Source organism: Salarchaeum sp. III, assembly GCF_036418315.1.
Lineage (GTDB): Archaea > Halobacteriota > Halobacteria > Halobacteriales > Halobacteriaceae > Salarchaeum.
Genome location: NZ_JAZHPG010000026.1, coordinates 306,751 through 330,356, shown reverse-complemented (window position 1 = coordinate 330,356; position 23,606 = coordinate 306,751). Strand labels below are relative to the sequence as shown.

24 protein-coding genes and 1 pseudogene are annotated in these 23,606 nt (G+C 68.7%); 16 read left to right on the top strand and 9 right to left on the bottom strand.

Going from position 1 to position 23,606, the window contains the following annotated elements:
- Positions 1–32: 32 nt before the first annotated feature.
- Positions 33–458 carry an EamA family transporter gene (locus U3A55_RS10555; RefSeq protein ID WP_330991462.1) on the top strand — a complete coding sequence of 142 codons (426 nt, stop codon included), beginning with the start codon at positions 33–35 and terminating at the stop codon, positions 456–458.
- Position 459: 1 nt separating this feature from the next.
- On the opposite strand, the gene U3A55_RS10550 is transcribed toward U3A55_RS10555, so the two are convergent.
- The 5 genes from U3A55_RS10550 to U3A55_RS10530 form a co-directional block, all read right to left on the bottom strand.
- A complete protein-coding gene (locus U3A55_RS10550) occupies positions 460–1,497 on the bottom strand; it encodes an ABC transporter permease (RefSeq protein ID WP_330991461.1) in 1,038 nt (345 codons plus the stop codon).
- Entirely contained in the window at positions 1,490–3,298 is a 1,809-nt protein-coding gene (locus U3A55_RS10545; RefSeq protein WP_330991460.1) for a PrsW family intramembrane metalloprotease, read from the bottom strand. Before U3A55_RS10545 ends, U3A55_RS10550 begins: the two co-directional genes overlap by 8 nt.
- Positions 3,295–4,167: an ABC transporter ATP-binding protein gene (locus U3A55_RS10540; RefSeq protein ID WP_330991459.1), complete on the bottom strand. Its 873-nt coding sequence runs from the start codon at positions 4,165–4,167 to the stop codon at positions 3,295–3,297. Before U3A55_RS10540 ends, U3A55_RS10545 begins: the two co-directional genes overlap by 4 nt.
- A 61-nt stretch (positions 4,168–4,228) precedes the next feature.
- Entirely contained in the window at positions 4,229–4,645 is a 417-nt protein-coding gene (locus tag U3A55_RS10535) for a DoxX family protein (protein ID WP_330991458.1), read from the bottom strand.
- 107 nt (positions 4,646–4,752) lie between these two features.
- Positions 4,753–5,523, bottom strand: a complete 771-nt coding sequence (locus U3A55_RS10530) for a helix-turn-helix transcriptional regulator (protein ID WP_330991457.1) — start codon at positions 5,521–5,523, stop codon at positions 4,753–4,755.
- A 235-nt stretch (positions 5,524–5,758) separates the two neighbouring features.
- On the opposite strand from U3A55_RS10530, the pseudogene U3A55_RS15265 reads away from it, so the two are divergent.
- Positions 5,759–6,774, top strand: a pseudogene (locus U3A55_RS15265) (succinylglutamate desuccinylase/aspartoacylase family protein).
- On the opposite strand, the gene U3A55_RS10515 reads toward U3A55_RS15265, so the two are convergent.
- Positions 6,662–7,453 carry an SOS response-associated peptidase gene (locus U3A55_RS10515; protein WP_330991456.1) on the bottom strand — a complete coding sequence of 264 codons (792 nt, stop codon included), beginning with the start codon at positions 7,451–7,453 and terminating at the stop codon, positions 6,662–6,664. The pseudogene U3A55_RS15265 and the gene U3A55_RS10515 sit on opposite strands and share 113 nt — an antisense overlap.
- Before the next feature lie 106 nt (positions 7,454–7,559).
- Here U3A55_RS10515 and U3A55_RS10510 point away from each other — a divergent pair, with 106 nt between their 5' ends.
- Both U3A55_RS10510 and U3A55_RS10505 read left to right on the top strand, forming a co-directional pair.
- Positions 7,560–8,126 carry a peroxidase-related enzyme gene (locus U3A55_RS10510; protein WP_330991455.1) on the top strand — a complete coding sequence of 189 codons (567 nt, stop codon included), beginning with the start codon at positions 7,560–7,562 and terminating at the stop codon, positions 8,124–8,126.
- A 35-nt stretch (positions 8,127–8,161) separates the two neighbouring features.
- Positions 8,162–8,920 carry a DUF2797 domain-containing protein gene (locus U3A55_RS10505; protein ID WP_330991454.1) on the top strand — a complete coding sequence of 253 codons (759 nt, stop codon included), beginning with the start codon at positions 8,162–8,164 and terminating at the stop codon, positions 8,918–8,920.
- Here the strand turns inward: U3A55_RS10505 and U3A55_RS10500 are convergent, their stop codons facing one another.
- Positions 8,921–9,484, bottom strand: coding sequence for a response regulator (locus U3A55_RS10500; protein WP_330991453.1), 564 nt, complete (start codon positions 9,482–9,484; stop codon positions 8,921–8,923). It abuts the gene before it with no gap.
- A 32-nt stretch (positions 9,485–9,516) separates the two neighbouring features.
- On the opposite strand from U3A55_RS10500, the gene U3A55_RS10495 reads away from it, so the two are divergent.
- On the top strand, positions 9,517–10,641 hold the full coding sequence (locus U3A55_RS10495; RefSeq protein WP_330991452.1) for a sensor histidine kinase: 1,125 nt from the start codon (positions 9,517–9,519) through the stop codon (positions 10,639–10,641).
- Here U3A55_RS10495 and U3A55_RS10490 read toward each other — a convergent pair.
- On the bottom strand, positions 10,610–12,922 hold the full coding sequence (locus U3A55_RS10490; RefSeq protein WP_330991451.1) for a GAF domain-containing sensor histidine kinase: 2,313 nt from the start codon (positions 12,920–12,922) through the stop codon (positions 10,610–10,612). The genes U3A55_RS10495 and U3A55_RS10490 overlap by 32 nt on opposite strands.
- A gap of 49 nt (positions 12,923–12,971) precedes the next feature.
- The gene (locus U3A55_RS10485) at positions 12,972–13,310 is read right to left on the bottom strand and encodes a winged helix-turn-helix transcriptional regulator (RefSeq protein ID WP_330991450.1); all 339 of its coding nucleotides are present in this window, start codon (positions 13,308–13,310) and stop codon (positions 12,972–12,974) included.
- Between the two features lie 120 nt (positions 13,311–13,430).
- Between U3A55_RS10485 and U3A55_RS10480 the strand changes: the two genes are divergently transcribed.
- From U3A55_RS10480 to U3A55_RS10430, 11 genes are all read left to right on the top strand, one after another.
- A complete protein-coding gene (locus tag U3A55_RS10480) occupies positions 13,431–14,069 on the top strand; it encodes an alpha/beta hydrolase (protein ID WP_330991449.1) in 639 nt (212 codons plus the stop codon).
- A 221-nt stretch (positions 14,070–14,290) separates the two neighbouring features.
- Positions 14,291–15,541, top strand: a complete 1,251-nt coding sequence (locus tag U3A55_RS10475; RefSeq protein WP_442978302.1) for a LeuA family protein — start codon at positions 14,291–14,293, stop codon at positions 15,539–15,541.
- A gap of 225 nt (positions 15,542–15,766) precedes the next feature.
- On the top strand, positions 15,767–17,503 hold the full coding sequence (ilvB, locus tag U3A55_RS10470; RefSeq protein WP_330991447.1) for a biosynthetic-type acetolactate synthase large subunit: 1,737 nt from the start codon (positions 15,767–15,769) through the stop codon (positions 17,501–17,503).
- Positions 17,500–18,111 carry an acetolactate synthase small subunit gene (ilvN, locus tag U3A55_RS10465; protein ID WP_330991446.1) on the top strand — a complete coding sequence of 204 codons (612 nt, stop codon included), beginning with the start codon at positions 17,500–17,502 and terminating at the stop codon, positions 18,109–18,111. The genes ilvB and ilvN overlap by 4 nt, the downstream gene beginning before the upstream one ends.
- Entirely contained in the window at positions 18,108–19,145 is a 1,038-nt protein-coding gene (gene ilvC, locus U3A55_RS10460) for a ketol-acid reductoisomerase (protein WP_330991445.1), read from the top strand. The genes ilvN and ilvC overlap by 4 nt, the downstream gene beginning before the upstream one ends.
- Positions 19,146–19,147: 2 nt before the next feature.
- Positions 19,148–19,378 carry a hypothetical protein gene (locus tag U3A55_RS10455; RefSeq protein WP_330991444.1) on the top strand — a complete coding sequence of 77 codons (231 nt, stop codon included), beginning with the start codon at positions 19,148–19,150 and terminating at the stop codon, positions 19,376–19,378.
- Complete coding sequence (leuC, locus tag U3A55_RS10450) at positions 19,371–20,786, top strand: 3-isopropylmalate dehydratase large subunit (protein ID WP_330991443.1); 1,416 nt, start codon at positions 19,371–19,373, stop codon at positions 20,784–20,786. Before U3A55_RS10455 ends, leuC begins: the two co-directional genes overlap by 8 nt.
- Entirely contained in the window at positions 20,783–21,394 is a 612-nt protein-coding gene (leuD, locus tag U3A55_RS10445; RefSeq protein WP_330991442.1) for a 3-isopropylmalate dehydratase small subunit, read from the top strand. The genes leuC and leuD overlap by 4 nt, the downstream gene beginning before the upstream one ends.
- The gene (locus tag U3A55_RS10440; RefSeq protein WP_330991441.1) at positions 21,387–22,349 is read left to right on the top strand and encodes an isocitrate/isopropylmalate dehydrogenase family protein; all 963 of its coding nucleotides are present in this window, start codon (positions 21,387–21,389) and stop codon (positions 22,347–22,349) included. The genes leuD and U3A55_RS10440 overlap by 8 nt, the downstream gene beginning before the upstream one ends.
- A 37-nt stretch (positions 22,350–22,386) precedes the next feature.
- On the top strand, positions 22,387–22,611 hold the full coding sequence (locus U3A55_RS10435) for a hypothetical protein (RefSeq protein ID WP_330991482.1): 225 nt from the start codon (positions 22,387–22,389) through the stop codon (positions 22,609–22,611).
- Positions 22,612–22,669: 58 nt separating this feature from the next.
- Positions 22,670–23,431, top strand: coding sequence for a hypothetical protein (locus U3A55_RS10430; RefSeq protein WP_330991440.1), 762 nt, complete (start codon positions 22,670–22,672; stop codon positions 23,429–23,431).
- Positions 23,432–23,606: the final 175 nt, after the last annotated feature.

Sequence of the window (23,606 nt, the reverse complement as noted above, 5' to 3'; positions counted from 1 at the left end):
ACGCCCTTTCGCGCACTCGTGCTTCCGTGGGTATGGAAGCCTATCTGAAGTGGGCGGTCGTCGCCCTGCTCGGGTACACGATGGTCGCGCCCCTGATGAAGGTCGCGACGGTCGACATCCCCTCCACCGTCGCCGCGCTGCTCGCGAACGCCGTGCTGGTCGTCGGGTCGCTCGCGGTCGTCCTCTACGTCGACATCCCCGTCACGCCCTACCTCACGCATCCCCGCGCAATCTACGTGTACGCCGCCGGCATCTGTCTCACCGTCGGCATTCTCGCGTACTACCAGGCGCTCGCCACCGGCCCCGTGAGCATCGTCGTGCCCGTCTTCGGGATGTTCATCGTCACGAGTTCGCTCGTCTCCGCGCTCTGGCTCGGGGACGACCTCACGCTCCGCAAACTCGCCGGCATCGGGTTCGCCGTCGTCGCGGTCTACCTCACCGCCGGTCCCGGGCAGTAGTCTACTCCATCCCGCCTGCGACGTGCCGGGCGAGCGCGAAGCACGCGATTGCGGCGAGGACGAACCCCGCGATGGTCGGGTAGGTGAGGTCGGTGGTGCTGCCGACCGCGAGTTTCGCGACGGCGTTCTGCGGGCTCTCCGGGAGGAGGGACGCGAGCGCGAACACGCCGATGGCGCCGAACGAGTACACCAGTTGTGTCTCCCGGCGTTCGCCGAGGCGGAGCGCGAGCGCCGCGCCGCCGCCCACCAGGACCGCGGCGAGCGCGGTGGTGAGGACGAGGATGGGGAGCGGGTGGTCGACGCGGATGCCGTTCAAGCCGAGGAACGCGAGCCAGAGCGCGGCCTGCGCGGGCGCCAGCGCTATCATCGCGAGGCTCTTCCCGTCCACGATTTCGGGGACTGAGAGCGGCGTCACGCGGAGGAGTTCGAACGTGCCGCGTTCCAGTTCCTCGCTGAGGGTGTCGGCGACGACGCTCCCGCTGATGAACGCGGGCAGGAACATCAAGAGTGGGAGGAGGATGGTGTACGTGAACCCGTAGTAGGTCGACCCCGAGGATTCGGGCGGGAGTCGAATGGGTTCGCGCGTGAGTTGGCCGCTGAGTTCGTCGCGGAGTTGGCGTTCGTAGTCGGAGAGCACGTCCTTCAGTTGGACGACGACGAGCGTGGTCCGGAAGCTCCCCTCGGGGGCGTACGCCGACACTTCGACGTGGCCGTCGGGGTACTGGTTCGCGAGCAGGAGCGCGTCCACGTCAGCGTTGGTGAACGCGGCGAGGGCCGTACTCTCGCTCGGGTAGACGACGGCGTTCCGTCGGTCGTTCGCGACGACGGGCGCGAGATCGTCGCTCGCGTTCCCGGCGACCCCAACGTCGACGACGTAGTCGCCCTGGCTCGCGCTCGGGCTGTAGAGGCTGACCAGTCCGACGACGAGGAACGACGAGAACGCGGCGATGAACAGCTGGATGACGAGCGCGAGCACGATGGTCTTCTCGGAGCGGATGCTCGCGAGTTCGCGCCGTCCGACGACGAGGCGGTCACGCAACGGCGCTCACCACCGTGAGGTTGTACGCCAGGTGAATCAGGACGGCGAGTCCGAACCCGGCGAGGTACTTCGCGCGACTGCCGCGGGCGCCGAGCGCGCTCACCGACGCGGTGGCGGTGTGGAGGACGAGCGGCGCGAACAGGGAGACGGCGAGCACGAGCGGGCTCGCGCCGAGCGTCGGGCCGAACGCGGCCTGCCCGAGTTCGAGGCCGGGGAGGCCGACGAGCTGTGTGATGAGTGTGAGCTTCTCCCCGAGGAAGAACCCGACGCCGGACGCGACGCCGAGCGCGAGCGCGGTGCGGCGGTCGTCCGGGAAGCGTGAGCGGAGGAAGCCGGCGCGGACGTGCAGGCTTTTCGCGGCCTCCTCGACGAGCGCGATTGCGGTGAAGAGGACGGGGAGCGCGAGCGACGCCGGGAGGACGAACAGGCTCGCGACCGCGAACAGCTCCGCGATGAACGCAAAGGGGATGAACAGCGCCGTCCACACGCCGACCCGCCAGACGGAGTGGAGGGGCGCGGCGAGCGCGTCCATCGCCTTCGCGGGAATCGGCCGCTGGGTGAACATGTCCTCTTCCCGGTAGACGCCGGTGCCGAGCGCGAAGCAGACGAGCGCGGCGAGCGAGACGGGGAGCGTGCCGAACAGGAACTCGCCGAGGCCGACCGGCGCGCCCTGGAGGTCCTGCACGACGAGTGAGAGCGGGCTGATGGCGGCGATGGGGTGGACTTCGGTGAACACGGCGGGCACGAACGCGTACGCCATCAGCGGGACGCTGACGAACACGGTGACGAACGTGAGTTCCTTGTAGGAGCGCGCGAGCATCGCGCCGACGAACGTCGCCGCGAGGAACAGCGCGGCGAGCGGGAGGACGGCGAGCACGCTCACGAGACCGCCGCCGACCGCGAACGCGATGACGGCCGTGATGGCGGCCGCGACGCCGAGGTAGGGCAGCGTCTTCCCGAGCACGATGTCACCCCGGCTCGCCGGCGACACCAGCATCGGTTCGCCCCGGCGGTTGATGCGCTCGTTGATGACGCTCGACCCGTACGCCTGGATGAGGACGTTCAGCGGCAGGAGGAACGCGAACGCGAGCACGAGCGAGCGCAGCGGGAACGGCGGGCTCAGCGAGCTCGGCGTCCCGGTCTGCGTTCCACCGAACGCGCCGCCGGGAACCGCGGGCACGCCACCACCTCCGTCACCGGTCGTTCCGTCGCCCCCGGGCGCGGTCGTCGTCGCGCCGCCGTCGGACGCGGTGGTCGTACCGTCCGCGCCGCCACCGGTACCGCCAGCGCCGTCGGTCGTGCCGTCGCCTGCCGTGCCGCCGTCGGTCGTGCCGTCGCCGACTGTCCCGCCGGTCGTGTCCTGTTCGAGGTACTGCAGGGTGACGGTGACGGGGAACGCGGCGGCCTGGTCGGGTTCGTGGCTCATGAGGTAGTCGTTGTGGGCGACGACGGCGGATCGGAGTTCGGCGAGCGCGGCCTGCGCCTTCGCGGAGTCGCCGACGTAGAACTGGCTGTCGCGAACGCTGAGCTCGGCCTCGCCCGCGACGACGTCCTGCGGGTCGGCGTCCACGGCGCGCAACTGTGGGTTGCGTTCGACGACGGCGTGGTAGTCGCTGGTCTCATCCACGCCGACGCGGTAGATGCCGTCGCCGGGACTCGGCTGAGCGGCGACGAGCACGGGCGCCAGCGCGGCGAGCACGAGGACGACACCCGCCAGCAGTGCGGCCGTTCGCCGGTCGACGTTCCCGGTGCTCTTCGCCGTCTCCCAGCGCGCGATGCGGAGGACGCGGCGCGGATTCACGCTCGGCCCTCGCGCGTCACGTCGAGGAACACGTCCTCCAGGGTCGACTCTCTCGTTCGGATGTCGAGTACCTCGCCGCCGGCGGCTTCCGCCTCGTCGCGGACGCGTTCGACGCCGTCCATCCCGTCCACCGTGACCTCGTAGCGTTCGCCCGATTCGGTGGCGTCCGCGACGGGGACGGACGTGTAGACGTGATACTCGATGCGGCCGTACGCCGCGCGGATGTCGGCGAGCGTGCCCTCGGCGGCGATGCGGCCGTCGTTCATGATGGCGACGCGGTCGCAGACGGATTCGACGTGGTAGAGGTCGTGCGCGCTGAACAACACGGTCTTCCCGCGGTCGGCGAGTTCGCGCGTGAATTCGACGACCTCGTTCGTGGTTCGGGGGTCGAGGCCGGACGCGGGTTCGTCGTAGACGAGCACGTCCGGGTCGTTCACGAGCGAGCGCGCGATGGCGACCTTCCGCTTCATCCCCTTCGAGAAATCGCCGACGGGGCGGTCGCGGGCGTCCAGGTCGAGCCGGTCGAGCGCGCGCTCGATGCGGTCGTTCGCGGTGTCACGGTCCACGTCGTAGAGGTCGGCGAAGAAGCGGAGGTAGCCCCGCGGCGTCATGTCCTCGTAGAGCGGGCTTTCCTCGGGGAGGAAGCCGAGCGTGCGCCGCATCTCCGGGTCCTGGGCGTCGTAGCCGTTCACGGTCGCGGACCCCGCCGTGGGTTCGACGAGGCCGGCGAGCATCTTCAGCGTCGACGTCTTCCCGGCGCCGTTCGGCCCGACGAGACCGAACACCTCGCCCTCGTCGATGTCGAGGTCAATGCCGCGGACGGCGGCCACGTCGCCGTACTGCTTCGTCAGTCCGTCCACGGATATCATACCCGAACACGGGGGCGTCGGGCATATCGTAGTTTCGGCAGTCGCGAGAACCTCGACGGTGTTAGAAGAAGGAGACGCCGGCGGCGTACGCCCAGTCCTGGCCGCCGATGGCGAGGAACGCGAGCGCGCCGCCCGTGATGACCATGTTCTTGAGGAACTGCGTCATCTCGTCCTGCTGCTGGTCCTCGGGCACGCTCCAGAACGCGTGCATCGTGAACGCGGAGACGACGTTGAAGACGGCGAGCGCGCCCGCGCTGAGCACGGGGTACGCGCCGGCCGCGATACCGATGCCGCCGAGGAGGAGCATCGCGCCGGACGCGACGGTCATGAACCCGGGGGCGGGCAGGCCCTTGTACTCGGCGTAGCCCGTCATCTGTTCGAGATTGAGGAAGTGGTTCAGGCCCATGAACGCGAGCGTCAGGCCGAACAGCAGGCGGCCGACCAGGAGGAAGAGTCCGGCGTCGCCGTCTACTGCCATGCGGTACGCACCTCTGTCGTGTCGAGTGACATACTCAACGGTAGTCGCGTCACGTACTTATACGTAAGCGAACCCTCGGGTAACGAGGTGACACGCGTGTCAGTGGGCTAGCCGAGGCGGGTCGCGTCGTCGCGAACCGAGTCGAAGCGCTGCATCGCCCAGTCGACCGCGTCGGGGTCGTCGTTCCGGAGGACGCCCGAGACGGGGCCGGTGCCGCAGACGACGAGCACGACGTCGCGGTCGTCGAGCGACGCGACGACGAGGCCGTACGGAAGCGCGTTGTTCGTGAGGGAGAGCGTCGCGTCGTCGCTCCGGATGAACGTCTCGACGGCGTCCTGATGGTTCGCGACGAGTTCGTCGAGCACGGCCCCCGTAACGACCACATCGGCGTCCAGTCCGTCGTCGACGCGGTCGCGGTAGAGGGCGACGTGGTTCGGGAGGACGAGCGGCGCGAGCACCCGCACTTCGGCCGCCTCCCGGAGGACGGTCGCGACCTCGTCCATCGGCTTCTGCGGGGTGTGCACGGCCTCGATGACGGTCGCGTTCTCGAACAACCGCACGTCGAGATCGGCGCTGTCGTCGACCCCGTCCAGCACGTCGTTCGCGTCGTCGATGGCGGCGACGCGGTCCCGGAAGGTCGTGTACGCGTCGAGCGCGAGGCGGCCGGTGGTCGTGAGCGCGACCTCGCCGTGCGTCCGGTCGACCAGTCCGGCGTCGGCGAGCTGGCGGACGGCGCGGTCGACGGTCGACCGGGAGGCGTCGTGGGCGTCGACGAGCGCGCGTTTCTCCGTGACGCCGCTCTCGATGCTCTCCAGGTAGTCGCCGCGCTGTGCGAGGAGGGCGACCAGGTCGGGTTCGTCCGTTGTCCCCGGAACCACGTATGTGTCAATATCGACGGGCGTTTAATATAAAGGTGGTGCGTAGACCGGTGAAATGCGCAGGCCGTGAGTGAACGCGCAACGAATGGCTTAATGACGCCTGGCGGCCCTGATACTGGTGCTGGTGTGTATACACCGGCTGTGCCTCTGAGAACGCTCCGGCCGCTCGGACGGCGGCCGGTCGGCGTTCACGCGACCCGGCGCGGTTATGTTGTCACGCGCGCTCACCATTCGTATGAGCGACACGTTCGAGTACGGTGGCGGCAGCGTCGCCCCGGGCGAGACCCTGCACACTCGATACGCCATCAGCGAGACGTTTCTCGGGGAGTCCATCCGCGTCCCGCTCACCGTCATCAACGGCGAACACGGCGGCCCGACGGTCTTCCTCTCCGCGGCCGTGCACGGCGACGAACTGAACGGCGTGAAGGTCGTCCACGACCTCGTTCAGCGCTACGACCCGAGCGACATCGCGGGAACGCTCGTCTGCGCGCACGTCGTGAACGTCCCCGGCTCCCTCGCCCAGCAGCGCTACCTCCCGATCTACGACCAGGACCTCAATCGTGCGTTCCCGGGGAAGGAGCGCAGCACGCCCGCCCAGCGCATCGCGAACGATCTCTTCACGGGCCTGTTCTCCCGGTGTGACTACGGCATCGACTTCCACACCTCGACGCGCGGCCGGACGACGATGTTCCACACGCGCGCCCAGCTCGCTGACGACGGGGTTGCGCGACTCGCGGACGCGTTCGGCGCGAACGTCGTGATGGCGGGTATCGGCGAGGAGGACAACTCCATCCGCACCGCCTGCACCGCGCGCGGCGTTCCCACGATTACCGTCGAGATGGGGAAGCCCACCGCTTCCAGCAGTCCTACGTCGACCGCGCGCTCGCCGGGACCGAGAGCGTGCTCACCGAACTCGGGCTGGTGGACGGCGAGCGCGTCACGGCCGACTGGCGGCGGGTCGTGGACACGCGGGCTGAGAAGACGTGGCTGCGCGCGGACCGCGGCGGACTGGTCGAGCTGCACGCGACCCGACGCAGCGTTCTCGACGCCGGAGACGCGGTCTGCACCGTCCACAACCACTTCGGCACGGAGTCCTCGGACGTGGTCGCGCCCTACCGCGGGCTCGTGGTCGGCTTGCTCAGGAACCCGGTCGCCCAGCCCGGTCATCCCGTCTGTCACTTCGTGAGCCTGAACGAGGAGACGGCGGACGCGATTCGCGCGACCGACCCGACGACTCCACCGGACGCGTGAGTTCGGGCGCGTCGTTCGACGGGTCGTTCACCGCCGCCGACACCCGGTGTGCGTCGAACGAAGCCGGCTCCGCGAGCACCGCGTTGAGGGGGTCGTCGCCCGCCAGCCACGCGTCGTAGTTCTCGGGCGCGACCACGACGGACTCGCGGTGATGGTAGTCCGCGACCGTTCCCGTCGCCGCCCGCGTCAGCACGGCGAACGTCTCCACCGGCTCGGGGTCGCTCGGTCCGCCCGCCGCGAACGCGTCCAGTCCCGCCTGCGCCGTCTCGGGGACGCGCTCGCTCCAGATGCCCGCCATCGCGAACGGCTCGCCGCTCTCGCGCTCGAAGTAGTACGGCCGGTTCTCCCCCGACTCCGCTCGCCACTCGTAGAACCCGCTCGCGGGCACGAGACACCGGCGCTCTCGGTAGGCGTCGTCGAAACTCGGCGTTTCGCGCACGGTCTCCGCGCGAGCGTTGATGTTCGGCGCGTAGCCGTCGTCCGCCCACGCCGGCACGAACCCCCACTCGGGCGTCGCCGCCTCACGGCCGTCGCTCCCTTGCTCGTCTTCGGCGTTCCGCACGACTGGAAGGGACTGACTCGGCGCGGCGTTGTACGTCTCGTAGCCCGCGGGCGGTGCGACGCCGAACGCCTGCTCGAACCGCTCGGGGTCGAAGAAGACCGCGTACCGCCCGCACATCAGAGCGCGCCCTCGGTCATAACCTCGCATACGGCGACATCGCACTTAGGCGTCCGGTTCCCCCGCTCGCACGAAGCTACTTGTGGCTCCCCGCCGCCCCTCCGGTATGGGTGACGATGCCATGCGTCGGTTCCCGGTGCCCGACCGGGCCGACCTCCCCGACGACGTCCGCGAGCGAATCGACGCCGAAACCGAGGACGCCGGGTTCACGCCGAACGTGTTCTCCGCGTTCGCGTACAAGCCCGCGCACTTCCGGCCCTTTTTCGACTACCACGACGCTCTCGTCGAGGAGTCCACGCTCGAACGCGGCGAAATCGAGATGCTCGTCGTCACGGTGAGCGGCGTGAACGACTGCCTCTACTGCGCCGTCGCGCACGGCGCGCTCTGCCGAATCTACAATCAGGCGCCGAAGCTCGCGGACCAGCTCGCCACCAACCACCGGCTCGCCGACCTCGGGGACGCCCACCGCGAGATGCTCGACTTCGCCGTGAAACTCACCGAGACCCCCGGCGAAATCACCGACGACGACGTACAGGGGCTCCGCGACGCCGGCTTCAGTCAGGAAGAGGTCTGGGACATCACGAGCGTCGTCTCCGTCTTCAACCTCAGCAATCGCATGGCGACGGTCGCCGATATGCGGCCCAACGACCAATTTTACGACCTCGGGCGATAGCAGACGCTTTACTTCTCGCGTTCCTCCCGTTAGGCGTGCAAGTCGTGGGGTATCGGACGGCCGTCCGGGAGGACGGGCCGGCGCTGGTCGTCGCGGACGACGGCGCGGTGTCGCGGGTGTCGCTCGCGACCGGGGAGCGACTGGACTACGGCCTCGGGGAGCGCCACTGCGCGGGCGCGGTGGACAGCGACACTCACTACGCGTGCGGCGACGAGCGCGCGCCGTACTGTCCGCAGCACAGTTCGACGTGGGTGTGCGCGCGCTGCACGGGCGACTGCTTGAAGGAGGAGATGGACTGCTACGAGGACCACGCGATATATCTCACGGCGTTCGCGCCCGCGACGTTCAAGGTCGGCGTCACCCGCGAGTGGCGCCTCGACACGCGGCTGCGAGAACAGGGCGCGCAGCGCGCGGCGCACCTCCGGACTGTCCCGAACGGCCGGCTCGCCCGCGAAATCGAGGCGGACATCGCGACCGAGATTCCGGACCGGGTGCGCGTCCCGACGAAGCTCGGTGGCATCCACGAGGACGTGGACGGGGCGGCGTGGGACTCCGTGCTCGCGGAGTTCGACCCGGTCGAAACGTTCGCGTTCAACTACGGACTCGACCTGGATAGCCGCCCCGTCGCCACCACGGCCGCCCGCGGCACCGTCGTCGGGACGCAGAGCCGCGTGCTCGTGCTCGAACGCGGGAACACGAAGTACGGCGTCGACCTCCGCGACCTCGTCGGCCGCGAACTCGACCCTGAGACGGAGAGCGCGGACCGCCAGTCGAGCCTCGCCGGCTACCTCTAGCTATATCTCGCGGAACATCGCGCGGAAACTGCTCTCGTCGAACTCCCGAACCGTCTCGTCCAGCCGTGATTCGAGTTCCTCGATGCGGTCCTCGAGCTCCTCGTACGCGGGGTTCTCCTCGAGTTCCTCGTCGGGAACGGCGCGTTCGAGGCTGCTGCGTTTCTCCACGAGCACGTACAGCTCCTGCACGTCGTCGTCGTACTGGTCGAGGGAGAGCAGGCGGTCGGCCGCGGTGACCACGTCCTCGCGGTCGACGGGCTTCGTGAGGTAGGCGTCGAATCCCATTCGGATGATGTCCATGTCGGGCGCGACCGCGGTGAGCATCGCAACCCGGCAGCTGTAGCCGCGCTCGCGAATGCGTTCAAGCACCTCCCGGCCGAGCAGGTCCGGCATTCGGCGGTCGAGGAACACCAGGGCGACGCGCTCGTCGATGCGTTCGAGGGCCTCGTGGCCGTCGTTCGCCACCCAGACCTCGTACTCGTCGGAGAGCCAGGCCTCGTAGAGACGCGTCATGTCCGGCTCGTCGTCGACGACGAGCACGACCGGCTCGTCCGCGTCGCTCATACGCATAGCGTATCGCGGGGTCACGGTTAACTGTGTTGACGCGACCGTTCGAGTTCCGGGAAAGCGTTATCACGGGCGACGTGAAACGTCTCGGCGTGCGTCTCACGACCGGTCGTGGTGGTCTCTTGTTGCTCGCCGCCCTCCTGTTCGGTGCCGCGGTCGTCACCGCCGGGGTCGTCGTCGACGCGACGCTCGCGACGGAAGAAACCCCGGTCGAGAGTGTCATCATCGGCGTGAAACTCGCCGTGCTGGTGGTCCCGACGCTCGCACTGGTCGTTCTCACTCGGCGAGTCGACCCCGGCGCTGCCGGGTCCGTGCTGGAGTGGGGCGTGCTCGTCGGCGTCTCCGTGGCGGGCACCGCGGTCGTCACGAACACCCACCTCGGCTCCCAGCCCTCCGCGGGGTCGTTCGCGCTGTCCGTGCTCACGGCGATGAACGTCGGCTGCCTGCTCGGCGTACTCATCGGCACGCACGCGGCCAACGCCGCGGAGAACGCCCGCGTTGCGAACGAGCGACGGGACGACTTCGTCTTCCTGAATCGCCTGCTCCGCCACCACCTCATGAACGCGGTTACCATCATTCGCGGTCGCGCGGAACTCGTGGCGGACGAGGTCGAGGACGAAGCGGAGTCCCACGTGCGCGCCATTCGCCAACGCAGTGACCACGTCGCGTCACTCGTCGAGACGGTGCAGACCATCGCGAACGCGCTCTCCGAGAACACGGAAACCGCCCGCGCCGACATCGGCCCGCTCGTTCGCGACATCGCCGGCGCGTACCGGGACGCGGCTCCCGAGGCGACTATCGAGGTGGACGTTCCACCGCAAACGTACGCCGAGACGAACGGCGCGCTTCGCGTGGTGTTCGACCACCTCGTCGAGAACGCGATCGAGCATAACGACGCCGCCGACCCACGCGTCCGCATCACCGCCAGCGAACGCGATGACGTGGTCGACGTGCGCGTCATCGACAACGGCTCCGGGTTCCCGGAACGCGTTCACGAGACCGCGTTCGAACCCGGAGACGCCGGAGATAGCGCGCTCGGCCTCTACGCGGTCGGTGTCATCGTCGAGGACTGCGGTGGGAGCGTCGATATCGCGGAAGCCGCCGACCGGACTGAGGTCGTGGTCACGCTTCCGCGGGCGGCTCCGCCGGCGTGACGCCACGGAACTCGAATCGCGCGCCGCCGTCCTCGCTTTCCGTCAGGTCGACCCGCCAGCCGTGCGCCTCGGCGATGCTCTCCACGATGCTCAGTCCGAACCCCGTCCCGGATTCGCTCGTCGAGTAGCCGTGTTCGAATACGCGGCCGCGCTTCGACGCCGGGACGCCGGGGCCGTCGTCCGCGACAAAGAACCCCGAGACCTCCGGGAGCGCGTCGACGGTTACGGTCACGTCGCCGTCGCCGTGCGTTCGCGCGTTCTCGAAGAGGTTTCCGAGTAACTCCACGAGGCGTTCGCGGTCCGCGGACACCACCACCGAGTCGTCGGGCGTGACGAGCGTCCCGGAGCCGTCCGGCGGGACGGTCCACGCGTCGCGCGCAGCGTCCGCGAGCACGACCGGGGTCTCGTCGCCCACGAGCGTGCCCTGTCGGGCGAGCGTGAGCACGTCCTCGATGAGGCGGTCCATGCGTTCGAGGGAGTGCTCGACCCGTTCGAGCGCGTCGCTGTCGCCGGTTTCGCGCGCCAGTTCGAGAAAGCCGCTCGCGGTGTTCAGGGGGTTCCGGAGGTCGTGTGCGACGATGCTCGCGAACTCGTCGAGGCGTTCGCGTTCCGCCGCAACCTCCCGTTCGTGCGCGACCCGGTCGAGGACGGTGGTGGTGTTCGCGGCGAGCACGCGGCCCGTGGTCACGTCCACTTCGTCGAACGTGTTCGGGTCCGGACTCCCGAAGATGAGAACGCCGAACTCGCCGAGTGGGAGAATGAGTTCACTCTCGAGCGGTGTGTCCGGGTTCGCGCACCCGTCCGTCGCGGCGAGGTCGTTGTAGACGCCGGGGTCCCCGGACGTGAACACGTCGTACGCGAGACTCTCGCCATCCGCGAGCGGCGGGTGTTCGCCGACCACCTCCTCCCCGCGGTCAGTCACGACCGCGGGACGGAGACACCTCGCGTCGGGGTCGTGGCGGAGCGCGCCCGCGAGCGGCATCTCGAGGGTTTCCACGGCCGCCGCGACCGCGCGTTCGAGCACCTCGCGCTCCGTGGTCGCGTTCGCCATCTCCCGGGTCGCGTCGTGCAGGGCGGAGAACGCACGTTCGCGTTCTCGGAGGTCTCGCTGCTGCTCGATGCGTTCGACCGCGACGTGCGCGTGCGAGACGAGAATTTCGGCGAGTTCGGCGTCCGATTCGTCGAACGCCTCGGGTTCGACGGCGACCACCTGGAACGCCCCCCAGTCGCCCATCGGGACGGAGAGCGCGGACTCGTAGGGGCCCTGGGGGTCGGCGTCCGGACTCTCGGAGACGTGGTCGGTGACGACGGTCTCGCCCGCCTGGTAGGCGGTGCCGAGCAGTCCCGCGTCCGACGGCATGTGTGTGAGGTTGTCCTCCGGGAGGTTGTCCGAGGCGTACTCCACCTCGAAGTGGTCGTCGCGCACGCTGTCGATGACGGAGAGGTCGAACTCGAGGATGTCTTCGGCCGCCTGGACGGTGCGCTCGCAGACCTCGGTGACGGTCGTCGCGGCCTCCAGTTCCACCGCGACCTCGTGAATCGCGGCGATCTTCTCCCGGCTCTCCGCCAGCTCGCGCCGGGTTTCGGCGGACTCGTCAGGGAGGAGAATGGTGCGTGCCGCCGGTTCGCCGTCGAGTGTGGCGGGCGCGCTCGCCGCGAGTGTGCGGATCGACTCGCCGTCCCTGTCTACGAGCGTGAGGTCGGTCGACGACGCCGCTGCGCGTTCGTCTATGACGCGCTGGAGGCGTTTTCTCGTCTGTTCGCGGTCGTTCGGATGGACCGTCTCGGCCACCGTGGCTCCCACGATATCCGCCTGGGTGTCGAACCCGAACAGGCTCGCGGTCGCCGCGTTCGCGCGTCGAATCACGCCGTTGCCGTCCACGACCAGGATGGGGACGGGGGCTTGTTCGGTGAACCGTGTGTAGTCGTCGCTGGCCCCGTCGCGTTCGTTCGGGAGCGCCGCGGCGAGCGCGCTCGTCCAGTCCCAGTCGTCGCCCGCGTACACGGGCGTGGCGTTCGCGGCGGTTACCGCGTCCGGTGTGGGGTCGCCGTCTGTGAGGACGACCGCCGTAGTGCCGGGAGTCTCGTTCGCGGCCGCGACGACGCGCTCCCACTCCTCGCCTGCTGCGGCGTCACAGACGACCGCGCGCACGCCCGGTTCGAGCGTGTCGCACGCAGTGGCCGCGTCGCTTACGACCGTTGCATCGTAGGGTGTGAGCGCATCCACGAGCGCGTCTCGGCGGTCGTCGGAAGCGAACGCGACGACGCGGGGGACCACCATGCGTTACGAACCTATCAGTAATCTCGACTGTATAAACATTCTGACTAGATTACTGTCGAGGCCCGTCCAGCCACTCGTCCGCCCACTCCTCGATTTCGTCGAAGACGGGGCAGAGCGACGCGCCCTTCTCGGTGAGCGAGTAGTAGGTGGCGACCGGCGCGTCCTCCTCCAGGCGTCGGTCCACGAACCCGTGTTCCTGGAGGTCGTCGAGCACCCGGGAGAGCGTGCGCGAACTCGCGTCCGTCGAGCGCTTGAGTTCGTTGAACCGCTTCTCGCCGTCGAGGAGGTCGTGGAGGACGACGAGGCGCCACTGGCTCCCGATCTGTTCGATGGAGTCCACCACGGAGCACGGTCCTTCGCCGGCGACCTGGGTCGGTTCGGATGACATGAGTGTTAGCTGGTAACCCTTACGTCGGGAAGCCCATAAATAGGTTCGCTCCCGAATCAGGTATCACGACGAAACTATGCACCGACAGACCGAACTCCCCCAGCCCCCTCGAACCACCCGATGAGCACCAGCGACCCACACGGCGACACGCAAGTCGTCACGGCGGGCACAGCGTTGAGCGAGGCGGACGCGGCGGTCGTGCTGTCGCACGGTCGCGGCGCGACCGCGCAGAGCGTCCTCTCGTTCGCGAACGAACTCCCCACGGACGGCGTCGCGTACCTCGCGCCGCAGGCCGCGCGGAACACGTGGTATCCGCAGGCGTTCACTGCCCCCGAGGAACGCAACGAGCCGTGGCTCTCCTCGGCGCTCGAGAAACTCGACAGCGTCGTCGAGACGGTCGCGGACGCGGGAATCAGTCGCGAACACGTCCTCGTCGGCGGGTTCAGTCAGGGCGCGTGTCTCTCCGCGGAGTACGTCGCGCGGAACCCGACGCGGTACGGCGGGCTCGCCGTGCTCTCCGGCGGCCTCATCGGGGCGTCCGTGAGCGAGGACGACTACCCTGGGGGCCTCGACGGCACGCCGGCCTTCCTCGGGTGTAGCGACAGCGACCCGCACATCGACGCGGAGCGCGTGCGCGAGACCGACCGCATCCTCACCGCGATGGACGCGGCGGTCGACACGCGGCTCTACGAGGGAATGGGCCACACCGTCATTCCGGACGAGCTGGACGCGGTCCGGTCGCTCGTCGAATCCCTGTAATCGTCAAGAACTGGACCGCGCGCGAGCGCCAAACGAGAAAATTCCAAACTTCTACTGGGGAAATCTTCTTTCCGGCGCTGGTGCTATCCTGAATCCCTGCAGAAGCATTAATATACATTTAATGTCTATCGCATCGACGATGTCCTTCGATTTCTTCATCTCCTCGCCAAACCACCGCGGGCAAGAATCTGTTCGAGGGACAGTCTTATATACGAACCCGGCTGTGGCGTGTATTACCATGTCCAACGACACTGGTGCGTCCTCTGACACCCGTCAGGGGGGTCGAGTTCTTCCAGGGCACATTGAGTGACCAGTCCGAGATCTCGGACGCACGCATCTTCGACACGACGCTGCGAGACGGCGAACAGTCACCGCGGACCTCGTTCGACTACGACGACAAGCGCGAGATAGCGGCGCTGCTGGACGAGATGGGCACCCACGTCATCGAGGCGGGGTTCCCGGCGAACTCCGACGCGGAGTTCGAGGCCGTTCAGGATATCGCGGCGAACACCGACGCCACCGTCTGCGGGCTGGCGCGGGTCGTGGACTCCGACGTGGAGGCCGCGCTCGACGCCGGCGTCGGCCTGGTGCACGTGTTCGCGTCCACCAGCGACGTCCAAATCGAGGACTCCATGCACTCGACGCGCGAGGAAGTCCTCGAACGCTCCGTCGAGGCGGTCGAACGCGTCCGCGACGCCGGTGCGGACGTGATGTTCTCGCCGATGGACGCGACGCGAACGGACCGCGAGTACCTCGTCAAGGTCGTCGAGGCGGTCGACGACGCCGGCGTGGACTGGATAAACATCCCGGACACGTGCGGGGTGGCGACGCCGCGGCGGTTCGCCGACCTCGTCGCCACCGTCCGCGAGCACACGGACGCCGGCATCGACGTGCACACGCACGACGACTTCGGGATGGCGAGCGCGAACGCGCTCTCCGGGTTCGAGGCGGGCGCGACGCAGGCGCAAGTGTCGGTAAACGGTATCGGCGAGCGCGCCGGAAACGCCGCCTACGAGGAGGTCGTAATGGCGCTCGAAGGCGCGTACGGCGTCGACACGGGCATCGACACGACCTACATCCGCGAGCTCGCGGACCTGGTCGCGGAGAAGAGCGACATCCCGATTCCCGCGAACAAGCCCGTGGTGGGCGCGAACGCGTTCAGCCACGAGTCCGGCATCCACGCCGCTGGCATCATCGAGAACCCCGCGACGTTCGAGACGGGCGTGATGGACCCGAGCGACGTGGGCGGCGAGCGCGAACTCGTGCTCGGCAAGCACACGGGCACGCACTCCGTGCGCGAACGCCTGCACGAAGCCGGGTACGCGCCGAGCGACGACCAGGTAGTCGCCGTGACGAAACGCCTCAAGGAGTACGCGGCGGAGCACGGCCGAGTCACCGCGTCGGACCTCGAACGGTTCGCCGCGGAGGCCGACGTGCCGACCGACCGCGAGACCGCGGAGGTGGACGCATGACGGCCCTGCACGAGCGCAATCGTTATGTCGGGTCGGCGCGTCAGGGTGTATCGTATGACACGGTCGCGCGCTCCCCGGAGTTCGCCGGTCGGGAGCGCCGCGGCCGCCGCAGCGATTCGCGTACGGGCCGCGATGGCCCACTAGCTCGCTTTTCCACCCCGAGACGTATCGTGCGCGAATCCCGACCAGTCAGCGACCGATGTACGACACACCCACCCCAGACCGATGAGTAGTGAACGAACGATAGAGCGAGACGCCGAAGAGAGCGCACAGCCCGTCACGTCGGGCGCCGAGTCCGTCGTGCGCGCGTTGGAGAACGCGAGCGTCGACACCGTGTTCGGCGTGCAGGGCGGCGCCATCATGCCCGTCTACGACGCGCTCTACGACTCCGCAATTTCGCACGTGACGATGGCGCACGAGCAGGGCGCGGCGCACGCGGCGGACGCGTACGGCCACGTCACGGGCACGCCGGGTATCTGCATGGCGACCTCGGGGCCTGGCGCGACGAACCTCGTTACCGGCCTCGCGGACGCGGGGATGGACTCAGACCCCGTGCTCGCGCTCACGGGCCAGGTGCCGACGGAGTTCGTGGGAAGCGACGCCTTCCAGGAGACGGACACGACGGGCGTCACGCGCCCAATCACGAAGGAGAACTACTTCGCGACCGACCCCGACGACGTGGGGGATACGGTCGGGGAGGCGTTCGCGATGGCGGAGCGTGGTCGACAGGGGCCGACGCTCGTCGACCTCCCGAAGGACGTGACGAACGCCGACACGGACCGCGAACCCGGCCCGGCCCGCCTCCCGGACACGTACCGGCCCGCGGTCGACGCGGACCCCGCGGCCGTGGACGCGGCCGCGAAGACGTTCGCGGCCGCTGAACGCCCCGTGATTCTCGCGGGCGGCGGCGTCATCAAGGCGGAGGCGAGCGACCGCATCCGCGACCTCGCCATCGAGAACGACGTGCCCGTGGTGACGACGATGCCCGGTATCGGCGCGTTCCCCGAGGACCACGACCTCTCGCTGTCGTGGGCGGGGATGCACGGCACGGGGTACGCGAACCTCGCGCTCACGATGTCCGACTGCATCTTCGCGGTCGGCACGCGGTTCGACGACCGGCTCACGGGCGGTATCGAGACGTTCGCGCCGGACGCCGAGATAATTCACGTCGACATCGACCCGGCGGAGATTTCGAAGAACATTCAGGCCGACCACGGCCTCGTCGGGGACGCGTCGGCGGTCGTTCGGCAGTTCGCGGACGCGCTCCCGCGCGCGCCGGACACCGAGGAGTGGGTGGCGACGTGCTGGACGTGGAAGAACGACTACCCGCTCGACTACAGCATCGACGAGGACGGCCCCGTCAAGCCCCAGTTCGTCGTCGAGGCGGTCGACGCCGCGACCGCTGACGATACGCTGGTTACGACGGGCGTCGGCCAGCACCAGATGTGGGCGGCGCAGTACTGGACGTTCACCGAACCCCGGACGTGGGTGTCCAGTCACGGCCTGGGGACGATGGGGTACGGCGTCCCGGCCGCCATCGGCGCGCGGTACGCGGCGGAGGACGACCAGTCCGTCGTGTGTTTCGACGGCGACGGGTCCTTCCTGATGACGTGTCAGGAACTCACCGTCGCGGCGCGTGAGAACCTCGACATCACGGTGTTCGTGTTGAACAACGAGTTCATCGGGATGGTTCGACAGTGGCAGGACGGCTTCTTCGACGGCCGCCGGATGGCCTCGGAGTACGACTGGATTCCCCAGTTCGACGTGCTCGCGGAGGCGTTCGGCGCCACCGGGTTCCGCATCGACGACTACGACGAGGTCGAGGACACCGTCGAGGCCGCGCTCGACGCCGACGGGCCGTCCGTCGTGGACGTGCACATCGACCCCGAGGAGGACGTGTTCCCGATGGTTCCGTCGGGCGGCGACAACGGCCTGTTCGCCCTGCAGGGTGATCACCTGTGAGCGACGGACTGCAGGGACCCGCGCCCGAGGAACGCCCGCGGCCCGAGGGCCGCCGGAACAGCCAGGGCATCCGCATCGACCCTGAGGCCGAGGCGGAACCGCAGCCCCGGCGCACCACCATCACGGCGCTCGTACAGAACGAACCCGGCGTCCTCTCCGAGGTCTCCGACCTGTTCAGCCGACGCCAGTACAACATCGAGTCCCTCACCGTCGGGACGACGCAGAACCCCGAGTGGTCGCGCGTCACCGTCGTGGTGGAGGAACCCGACCCGAACATCGAACAGATCGAGAAACAACTGGACAAGGTCGTGCCCGTCATCCACACGCGCGAACTCGGCGCGGACGCCGTGTCGCGCGAACTCGTGCTCGTGAAGCTGGACGCGGACGAACCGGAGCGCGTGCACGCCATCACCGAGATGTACGACGGCACGACGCTCGACGCCGGCCCGCGAAGCATCACGGTCGAGCTCACGGGCTCGGAGCGCGAAATCGATGACGCGCTCGACGCGCTCCGCCAGTTCGGCATTCGCGAGATAGCCCGCACCGGGAAGACCGCGCTCGCGCGCGGCGAGACCAAGACCTCCATCGCCCCAGACAGACTCAAATGACTGATTTCGAGAACTCCGTCTACTACGACGAAGACGCCGACGCATCGCACATTCAGGAGAAGACCGTAGCCGTCATCGGGTACGGCAGCCAGGGTCACGCGCACGCCCAGAACCTCGCGGACTCCGGCGTCGACGTGGTCGTCGGTCTCACGCCGGATTCGAGTTCGCGGAGCGCCGCCGAAGCCGACGGCCTCCGCGTCGCCACGCCGAGCGACGCCGCCGCGCAGGCGGACGTAGTGAGCGTTCTCGTGCCCGACACGGTCCAGCCCGCGGTCTACGACAGCATCGAGGACGACCTCGATTCGGGTGACGTGCTCCAGTTCGCGCACGGGTTCAACATCCACTACAGCCAGATCGACCCGCGCGAGGACGTGGACGTGACGATGGTCGCGCCGAAGTCGCCCGGCCACCTCGTCCGCCGGAACTACGAGAACGACGAGGGAACCCCGGGCTTGCTCGCGGTCTACCAGAACGCGACCGGGGACGCCCACGACATCGGGCTGGCGTACGCGCAGGCTATCGGCTGCACGCGCGCCGGCGTCATCGAGACGACGTTCCAGGAGGAGACCGAGACCGACCTGTTCGGCGAGCAGGCCGTGCTCTGTGGCGGCGTCACCGAACTCGTGAAGACGGGCTACGAGACGCTCGTGGACGCCGGGTACAGCCCCGAGATGGCGTACTTCGAGTGCCTGAACGAACTCAAGCTCATCGTCGACCTGATGTACGAGGACGGCATCGGCGGGATGTGGCACTCCGTCTCGGACACGGCGGAGTACGGCGGGCTCTCCCGCGGTCCCGCGGTCGTCGACGAGGACGTGCGGGAGAACATGGAGGACGTGCTCGCGGAGGTGCAGGACGGCACGTTCGCCCGCGAGTGGATTCTCGAGAACCAGGCGGGGCGTCCGAGCTACGACCAGCTCGTCGCCGCCGAGGAAGCCCACGACATCGAGGCCGTGGGCGCGGACCTCCGCGAGCTGTTCGCGTGGAACGAGGACGAGGAGCGAGAGACAGCTGAAGCCCCAGCGGACGACTGACAATGACCGAGCACACCACGATGGACGAGATATCGCACACGCATTCCGACACCGCGCCCAGCCGACGCCGCCTGTACGCGCGCGGCGAGACCGTCGCAGCGGACGGCGGCCGCCGGGACGCCGAAGACGGCGAGGAGCGCGACGAACGGGTGTCGATGGCGGACGTAACCCATTCGACACGGGAGGAGCCGAACCGCGTGTTCGAGCGCGGCGGCGAGTTCGAGGATGAGTAGCGGGACGCTCTACGACAAGGTCTACGACCGACACAAGGTCACGACGCTCCCCACGGGCCAGGACCAGTTGTTCGTCGGACTGCACCTCGTGCACGAGGTGACGAGTCCGCAGGCGTTCGGGATGCTCGAGGAGCGCGACCTCGACGTGGCGTACCCGGAGCGGACGCACGCGACGGTCGACCACATCGTCCCCACCGGCGACCGCGACCGGCCGTACGCGGACGACGCCGCGGAGGAGATGCTCTCGAAGCTGGAAGAGAACGTCCGGGACGCCGGCATCGAATTCAGCCATCCGGGAACGGGCGACCAGGGTATCGTGCACGTCGTCGGCCCCGAGCAGGGACTCACTCAGCCCGGAATGACCGTCGTCTGCGGCGACAGCCACACGGCGACCCACGGCGCGTTCGGCGCGCTCGCGTTCGGTATCGGCACGAGCCAGATTCGGGACGTGCTCGCGACGGGGACCGTGGCGATGGAGAAGGCGAAGGTCCGGCAGGTGCGCGTCGAGGGCGAACTCGGCGACGGCGTCTCCGCGAAGGACGTCATCCTCGAAGTCATCCGCCGGCTCGGCACGGACGGCGGCAGCGGGTACGTGTACGAGTACGCGGGGAGCGCCATCGACTCGCTGTCGATGGAGGGCCGGATGAGCATCTGTAACATGAGCATCGAGGGCGGCGCGCGCGCCGGCTACGTCAACCCGGACGAGACGACGTACGACTGGCTGCGCGAGACGGACGCCTTCGAGGACGACCCCGAGCGGTTCGCGGAGCTGAAGCCGTACTGGGAGTCGATTCGGTCGGACGAGAACGCCGAGTACGACGACGTTGTCACCATCGACGCGGACGACCTCGAACCCGTGGTGACGTGGGGGACGACGCCCGCGCAGGGCGTCGGCGTCACCCAGCCGATTCCCGACCCCGAGGACTGTCACAGTCCGGAGACGGCGCGGCAGGCGCAGGACCACGTCGGCGTCAGCCCGGGCGAGACGATGGAGGGCTATCCCGTGGACGTGGCGTTCCTCGGGTCGTGCACGAACGCCCGACTGCGGGATCTGCGGCGTGCTGCGGAGGTCGTGCGGGGCCGCGAGGTCGCGGACGGCGTGCGCGCGCTCGTCGTCCCGGGCAGTCAGCGCGTGCAGGCCGCGGCGGAAGCCGAGGGGCTGGACGCGGTGTTCCGAGAGGCCGGGTTCGAGTGGCGCGACCCCGGGTGTTCGATGTGTCTCGCGATGAACGACGATCAACTGGAGGGCGACGAGGTGTGTGCGTCCTCCTCGAACCGGAACTTCGTCGGCCGGCAGGGGTCGACGGAGGGCCGCACCATCCTGATGAATCCGAAGATGGTCGCCGCGGCGGCGGTCACCGGCGAGGTGACTGACGTGCGGACGCTGCGGGAGGTGACGACCGTATGAGCCAGGGTCCCGCCGACACCGTGAAACGGGTCACGGGCACGGGAATCCCCGTGCGCGGTGACGACATCGACACAGACCAGATAATTCCCGCGCGGTTCCTGAAGGTCGTGACGTTCGACGGCCTCGGGCAGTTCGCGTTCTTCGACCAGCGATTCAGCGAGGACGACGAGCCGTTAGAGCATCCGTTCAACGAGGACCGCTTCGAGGGCGCGTCCGTGCTCGCGGTGAACGCGAACTTCGGCTGCGGGTCGAGCCGGGAGCACGCGCCGCAGGCATTGATGCGGTGGGGTATCGACGCCATCGTCGGCGAGTCGTTCGCCGACATCTTCGCGGGGAACTGCCTCGCGCTCGGCATCCCCACCGTCGTCGCGGACCACGACACCGTCACCGACCTCCAGGACTTCATCGACGAGAACCCGGACGCCGAGGTCGACGTCGACATCGAGGACGAGACGGTGTCGTTCGGGGGTCGGACGGTCGATGTCGAGGTTGACGACGCCCAGCACACGGCGCTCGTGGAGGGCGTTTGGGACACGACGGCGCTCCTGAAGTCGAACGCGGACGCCGTCGAGGAGACCGCGCGCAGCCTCCCCTACACGGATGTCTGAGGAGATAGCGGTCATCCCTGGTGATGGCATCGGCTCCGAGGTTGTGCCGGTCGCGGTGGACGTGCTGGACGCCGTCGGCGATTTCGAGTTCGCGCACGCGGACGCGGGGGACGCCGTCGCCGAGGAGACGGGCACGCCGCTCCCCGAGGAGACCCGGGAGTTGGCGGCGTCGGCGGACGCGACGCTGTTCGGCGCGGCGGGCGAGACCGCGGCGGACGTGGTGCTCCCGCTCCGCGAGGCCGTCGGGTCGTTCGTGAACGTCCGGCCCGCTCGCGCGTATCCGGGCGTGGACGCGCTCTGTCCGGACCTCGACGTCGTCTTCCTCCGGGAGAACACGGAGGGCGTCTACACGGGCGCTGAGTCCCGCGAGAACGGTCGCGCGACCCTGACCCGGGTGGTGACGGAGGACGCGAGTCGTCGGCTCGCGGAGTACGCGTGCGACTACGCGCCCGAGGGGTTCCACGTCGCGCACAAGGCGAACGTGATGCGGGAGACCGACGGCCTGTTCCTCGAAACCGTCGAGTCGGTCGCGCGCGAGCGCGGCGTCCCCACCGAGTCGGTGTTGATGGACGCGCTCGCTACCCACCTCTGTCTCTCCCCGAGCGAGTTCGAGGTCGTCGTCACCCCGAACCTCGCGGGTGACGTGTTGAGCGACCTCGCCGCCGGTCTCGTCGGCGGCCTCGGTCTCCTGCCGTCGGCGAACATCGGCGGCGAACGCGGTCTCTTCGAGCCCGTGCACGGGAGCGCGCCCGACATCGCCGGCGAGGGTATCGCGAACCCGGCGGCGACCGTGCTGTCCGCCGCGATGCTCCTCGACTTCCTCGACCACGAGACCGAGGCCGCGGCGGTTCGGAGCGCGGTCGAATCCGTGCTCGCGGACGGTCCGCGCACGCCCGACCTCGGCGGGGACGCCGGAACCGACGCGGTCGCGGACGCGATTCTCGACCGGCTCTGAACGCAGTCATTACCTGGGTGGCCCGTTTCGTGCCGGTATGCAGGTGACGCGGCGGACGCTGGCGGGCGTGCTCGCGGTCGCGTTCGCGGTGAACCTCGCTGTGATGGGGGCGGGTGCGGCGCTCGCGTTCTACGAGCAAGACCTCGTGCAGACGCTGTTCTGGCTGCGGCTCCCCGGCGACACGCTCCTCGGCCTCGGCGCGCTCGTGTTCGCAGTCGACGTGTTCGCGAAACTCCGCCGACAGCGCACGCCGGACGAGTAACAACCTGGCCGACCGACGGCCCGAACCCTTACCTGACGCCTCTCGCTACACTCGCCCGATGAGCGGACACGCGCCCGCACCGACGCCGGCGGTCGAACTCGCGGCGGTCGGCATCGCGCTCGCGCTCGCAGCCGTCCACCTCTTCGGCCGACACCTCCGCGTCCTCGACCACCTCCCGCGGAGCCGCTGGCTCTCCGTCTCCGGCGGCGTCTCCGTCGCGTACGTCTTCGTGCACGTCCTCCCCGAAATAAGTCGCGCCGCCCGGCACGTCGGCGACGAACCGCTCGGCGTCGGCTTCCTCGAACGCCACGTCTACATCGTCGCGCTCGCCGGATTCCTCGCGTACTACGGCGTCGAACGCGCCGCGAAACAACACACAACGAGCGACCTCGACCCCGCGCAGGAGAGCGAGGAGGGCGAGCGCGTGTTCTGGATGCACGTCGTCGCGTTCGCGCTCTACAACGTCCTCGTCGGCTACCTCCTCCTCCACCGCGAGGAACCCGGTCTCGCCAGCCTCCTCCTCTTCGGGTTCGCGATGGCGCTCCACTTCCTCGTGAACGACTGGGGCCTCCGCACCCACCACGGCGACACCTACCACGACTACGGCCGCTGGGTGCTCGCCGCCGCCATCCTCCTCGGCCTCGCCGTCGGCTTCCTCGTCCCGCTCGACAGGCAGGCGCTCGCCGTCCTCTTCGCGTTCCTCGCCGGCGGCGTCATCCTCAACGTCATCAAGGAAGAAGTCCCCGCGGAACGCGAGAGCCGCTTTTCCGCGTTCGCGCTCGGCGCTATCGCGTACACCGCCGTCTTGCTTCTCGTCTGAACGCTGAGCGCAACCACCCCGGAATGGCACCCCGTAGCGTCCGAGTTGGACTCGACGGTTCCGTCAGTAGACCAAACCCACCACCAGCCTTCCGGGAGGAATTCGCTCCGTACTGCTGGGGTTCACGCGCTCGGAAGTAGGCTCGACCGATTATGTAGGCGAGAGTTCACGGTCT

Excerpts from the sequence above, each read along its gene's own strand:
- U3A55_RS10490 (WP_330991451.1), bottom strand. The coding sequence starts at position 12,922 with ATGGTGGTCCCCCGCGTCGTCGCGTTCGCTTCCGACGACCGCCGAGAC.
- leuC (WP_330991443.1), top strand. The coding sequence starts at position 19,371 with ATGAGTAGCGGGACGCTCTACGACAAGGTCTACGACCGACACAAGGTC.
- U3A55_RS10555 (WP_330991462.1), top strand. The coding sequence starts at position 33 with ATGGAAGCCTATCTGAAGTGGGCGGTCGTCGCCCTGCTCGGGTACACG.
- ilvB (WP_330991447.1), top strand. The coding sequence starts at position 15,767 with ATGAGTAGTGAACGAACGATAGAGCGAGACGCCGAAGAGAGCGCACAG.
- U3A55_RS10455 (WP_330991444.1), top strand. The coding sequence starts at position 19,148 with ATGACCGAGCACACCACGATGGACGAGATATCGCACACGCATTCCGAC.
- U3A55_RS10435 (WP_330991482.1), top strand. The coding sequence starts at position 22,387 with ATGCAGGTGACGCGGCGGACGCTGGCGGGCGTGCTCGCGGTCGCGTTC.
- U3A55_RS10430 (WP_330991440.1), top strand. The coding sequence starts at position 22,670 with ATGAGCGGACACGCGCCCGCACCGACGCCGGCGGTCGAACTCGCGGCG.
- U3A55_RS10535 (WP_330991458.1), bottom strand. The coding sequence starts at position 4,645 with ATGGCAGTAGACGGCGACGCCGGACTCTTCCTCCTGGTCGGCCGCCTG.
- U3A55_RS10510 (WP_330991455.1), top strand. The coding sequence starts at position 7,560 with ATGGGTGACGATGCCATGCGTCGGTTCCCGGTGCCCGACCGGGCCGAC.
- U3A55_RS10485 (WP_330991450.1), bottom strand. The coding sequence starts at position 13,310 with ATGTCATCCGAACCGACCCAGGTCGCCGGCGAAGGACCGTGCTCCGTG.
- leuD (WP_330991442.1), top strand. The coding sequence starts at position 20,783 with ATGAGCCAGGGTCCCGCCGACACCGTGAAACGGGTCACGGGCACGGGA.
- ilvC (WP_330991445.1), top strand. The coding sequence starts at position 18,108 with ATGACTGATTTCGAGAACTCCGTCTACTACGACGAAGACGCCGACGCA.
- U3A55_RS10540 (WP_330991459.1), bottom strand. The coding sequence starts at position 4,167 with ATGATATCCGTGGACGGACTGACGAAGCAGTACGGCGACGTGGCCGCC.
- U3A55_RS10500 (WP_330991453.1), bottom strand. The coding sequence starts at position 9,484 with ATGAGCGACGCGGACGAGCCGGTCGTGCTCGTCGTCGACGACGAGCCG.
- U3A55_RS10440 (WP_330991441.1), top strand. The coding sequence starts at position 21,387 with ATGTCTGAGGAGATAGCGGTCATCCCTGGTGATGGCATCGGCTCCGAG.
- U3A55_RS10515 (WP_330991456.1), bottom strand. The coding sequence starts at position 7,453 with ATGTGCGGGCGGTACGCGGTCTTCTTCGACCCCGAGCGGTTCGAGCAG.
- U3A55_RS10480 (WP_330991449.1), top strand. The coding sequence starts at position 13,431 with ATGAGCACCAGCGACCCACACGGCGACACGCAAGTCGTCACGGCGGGC.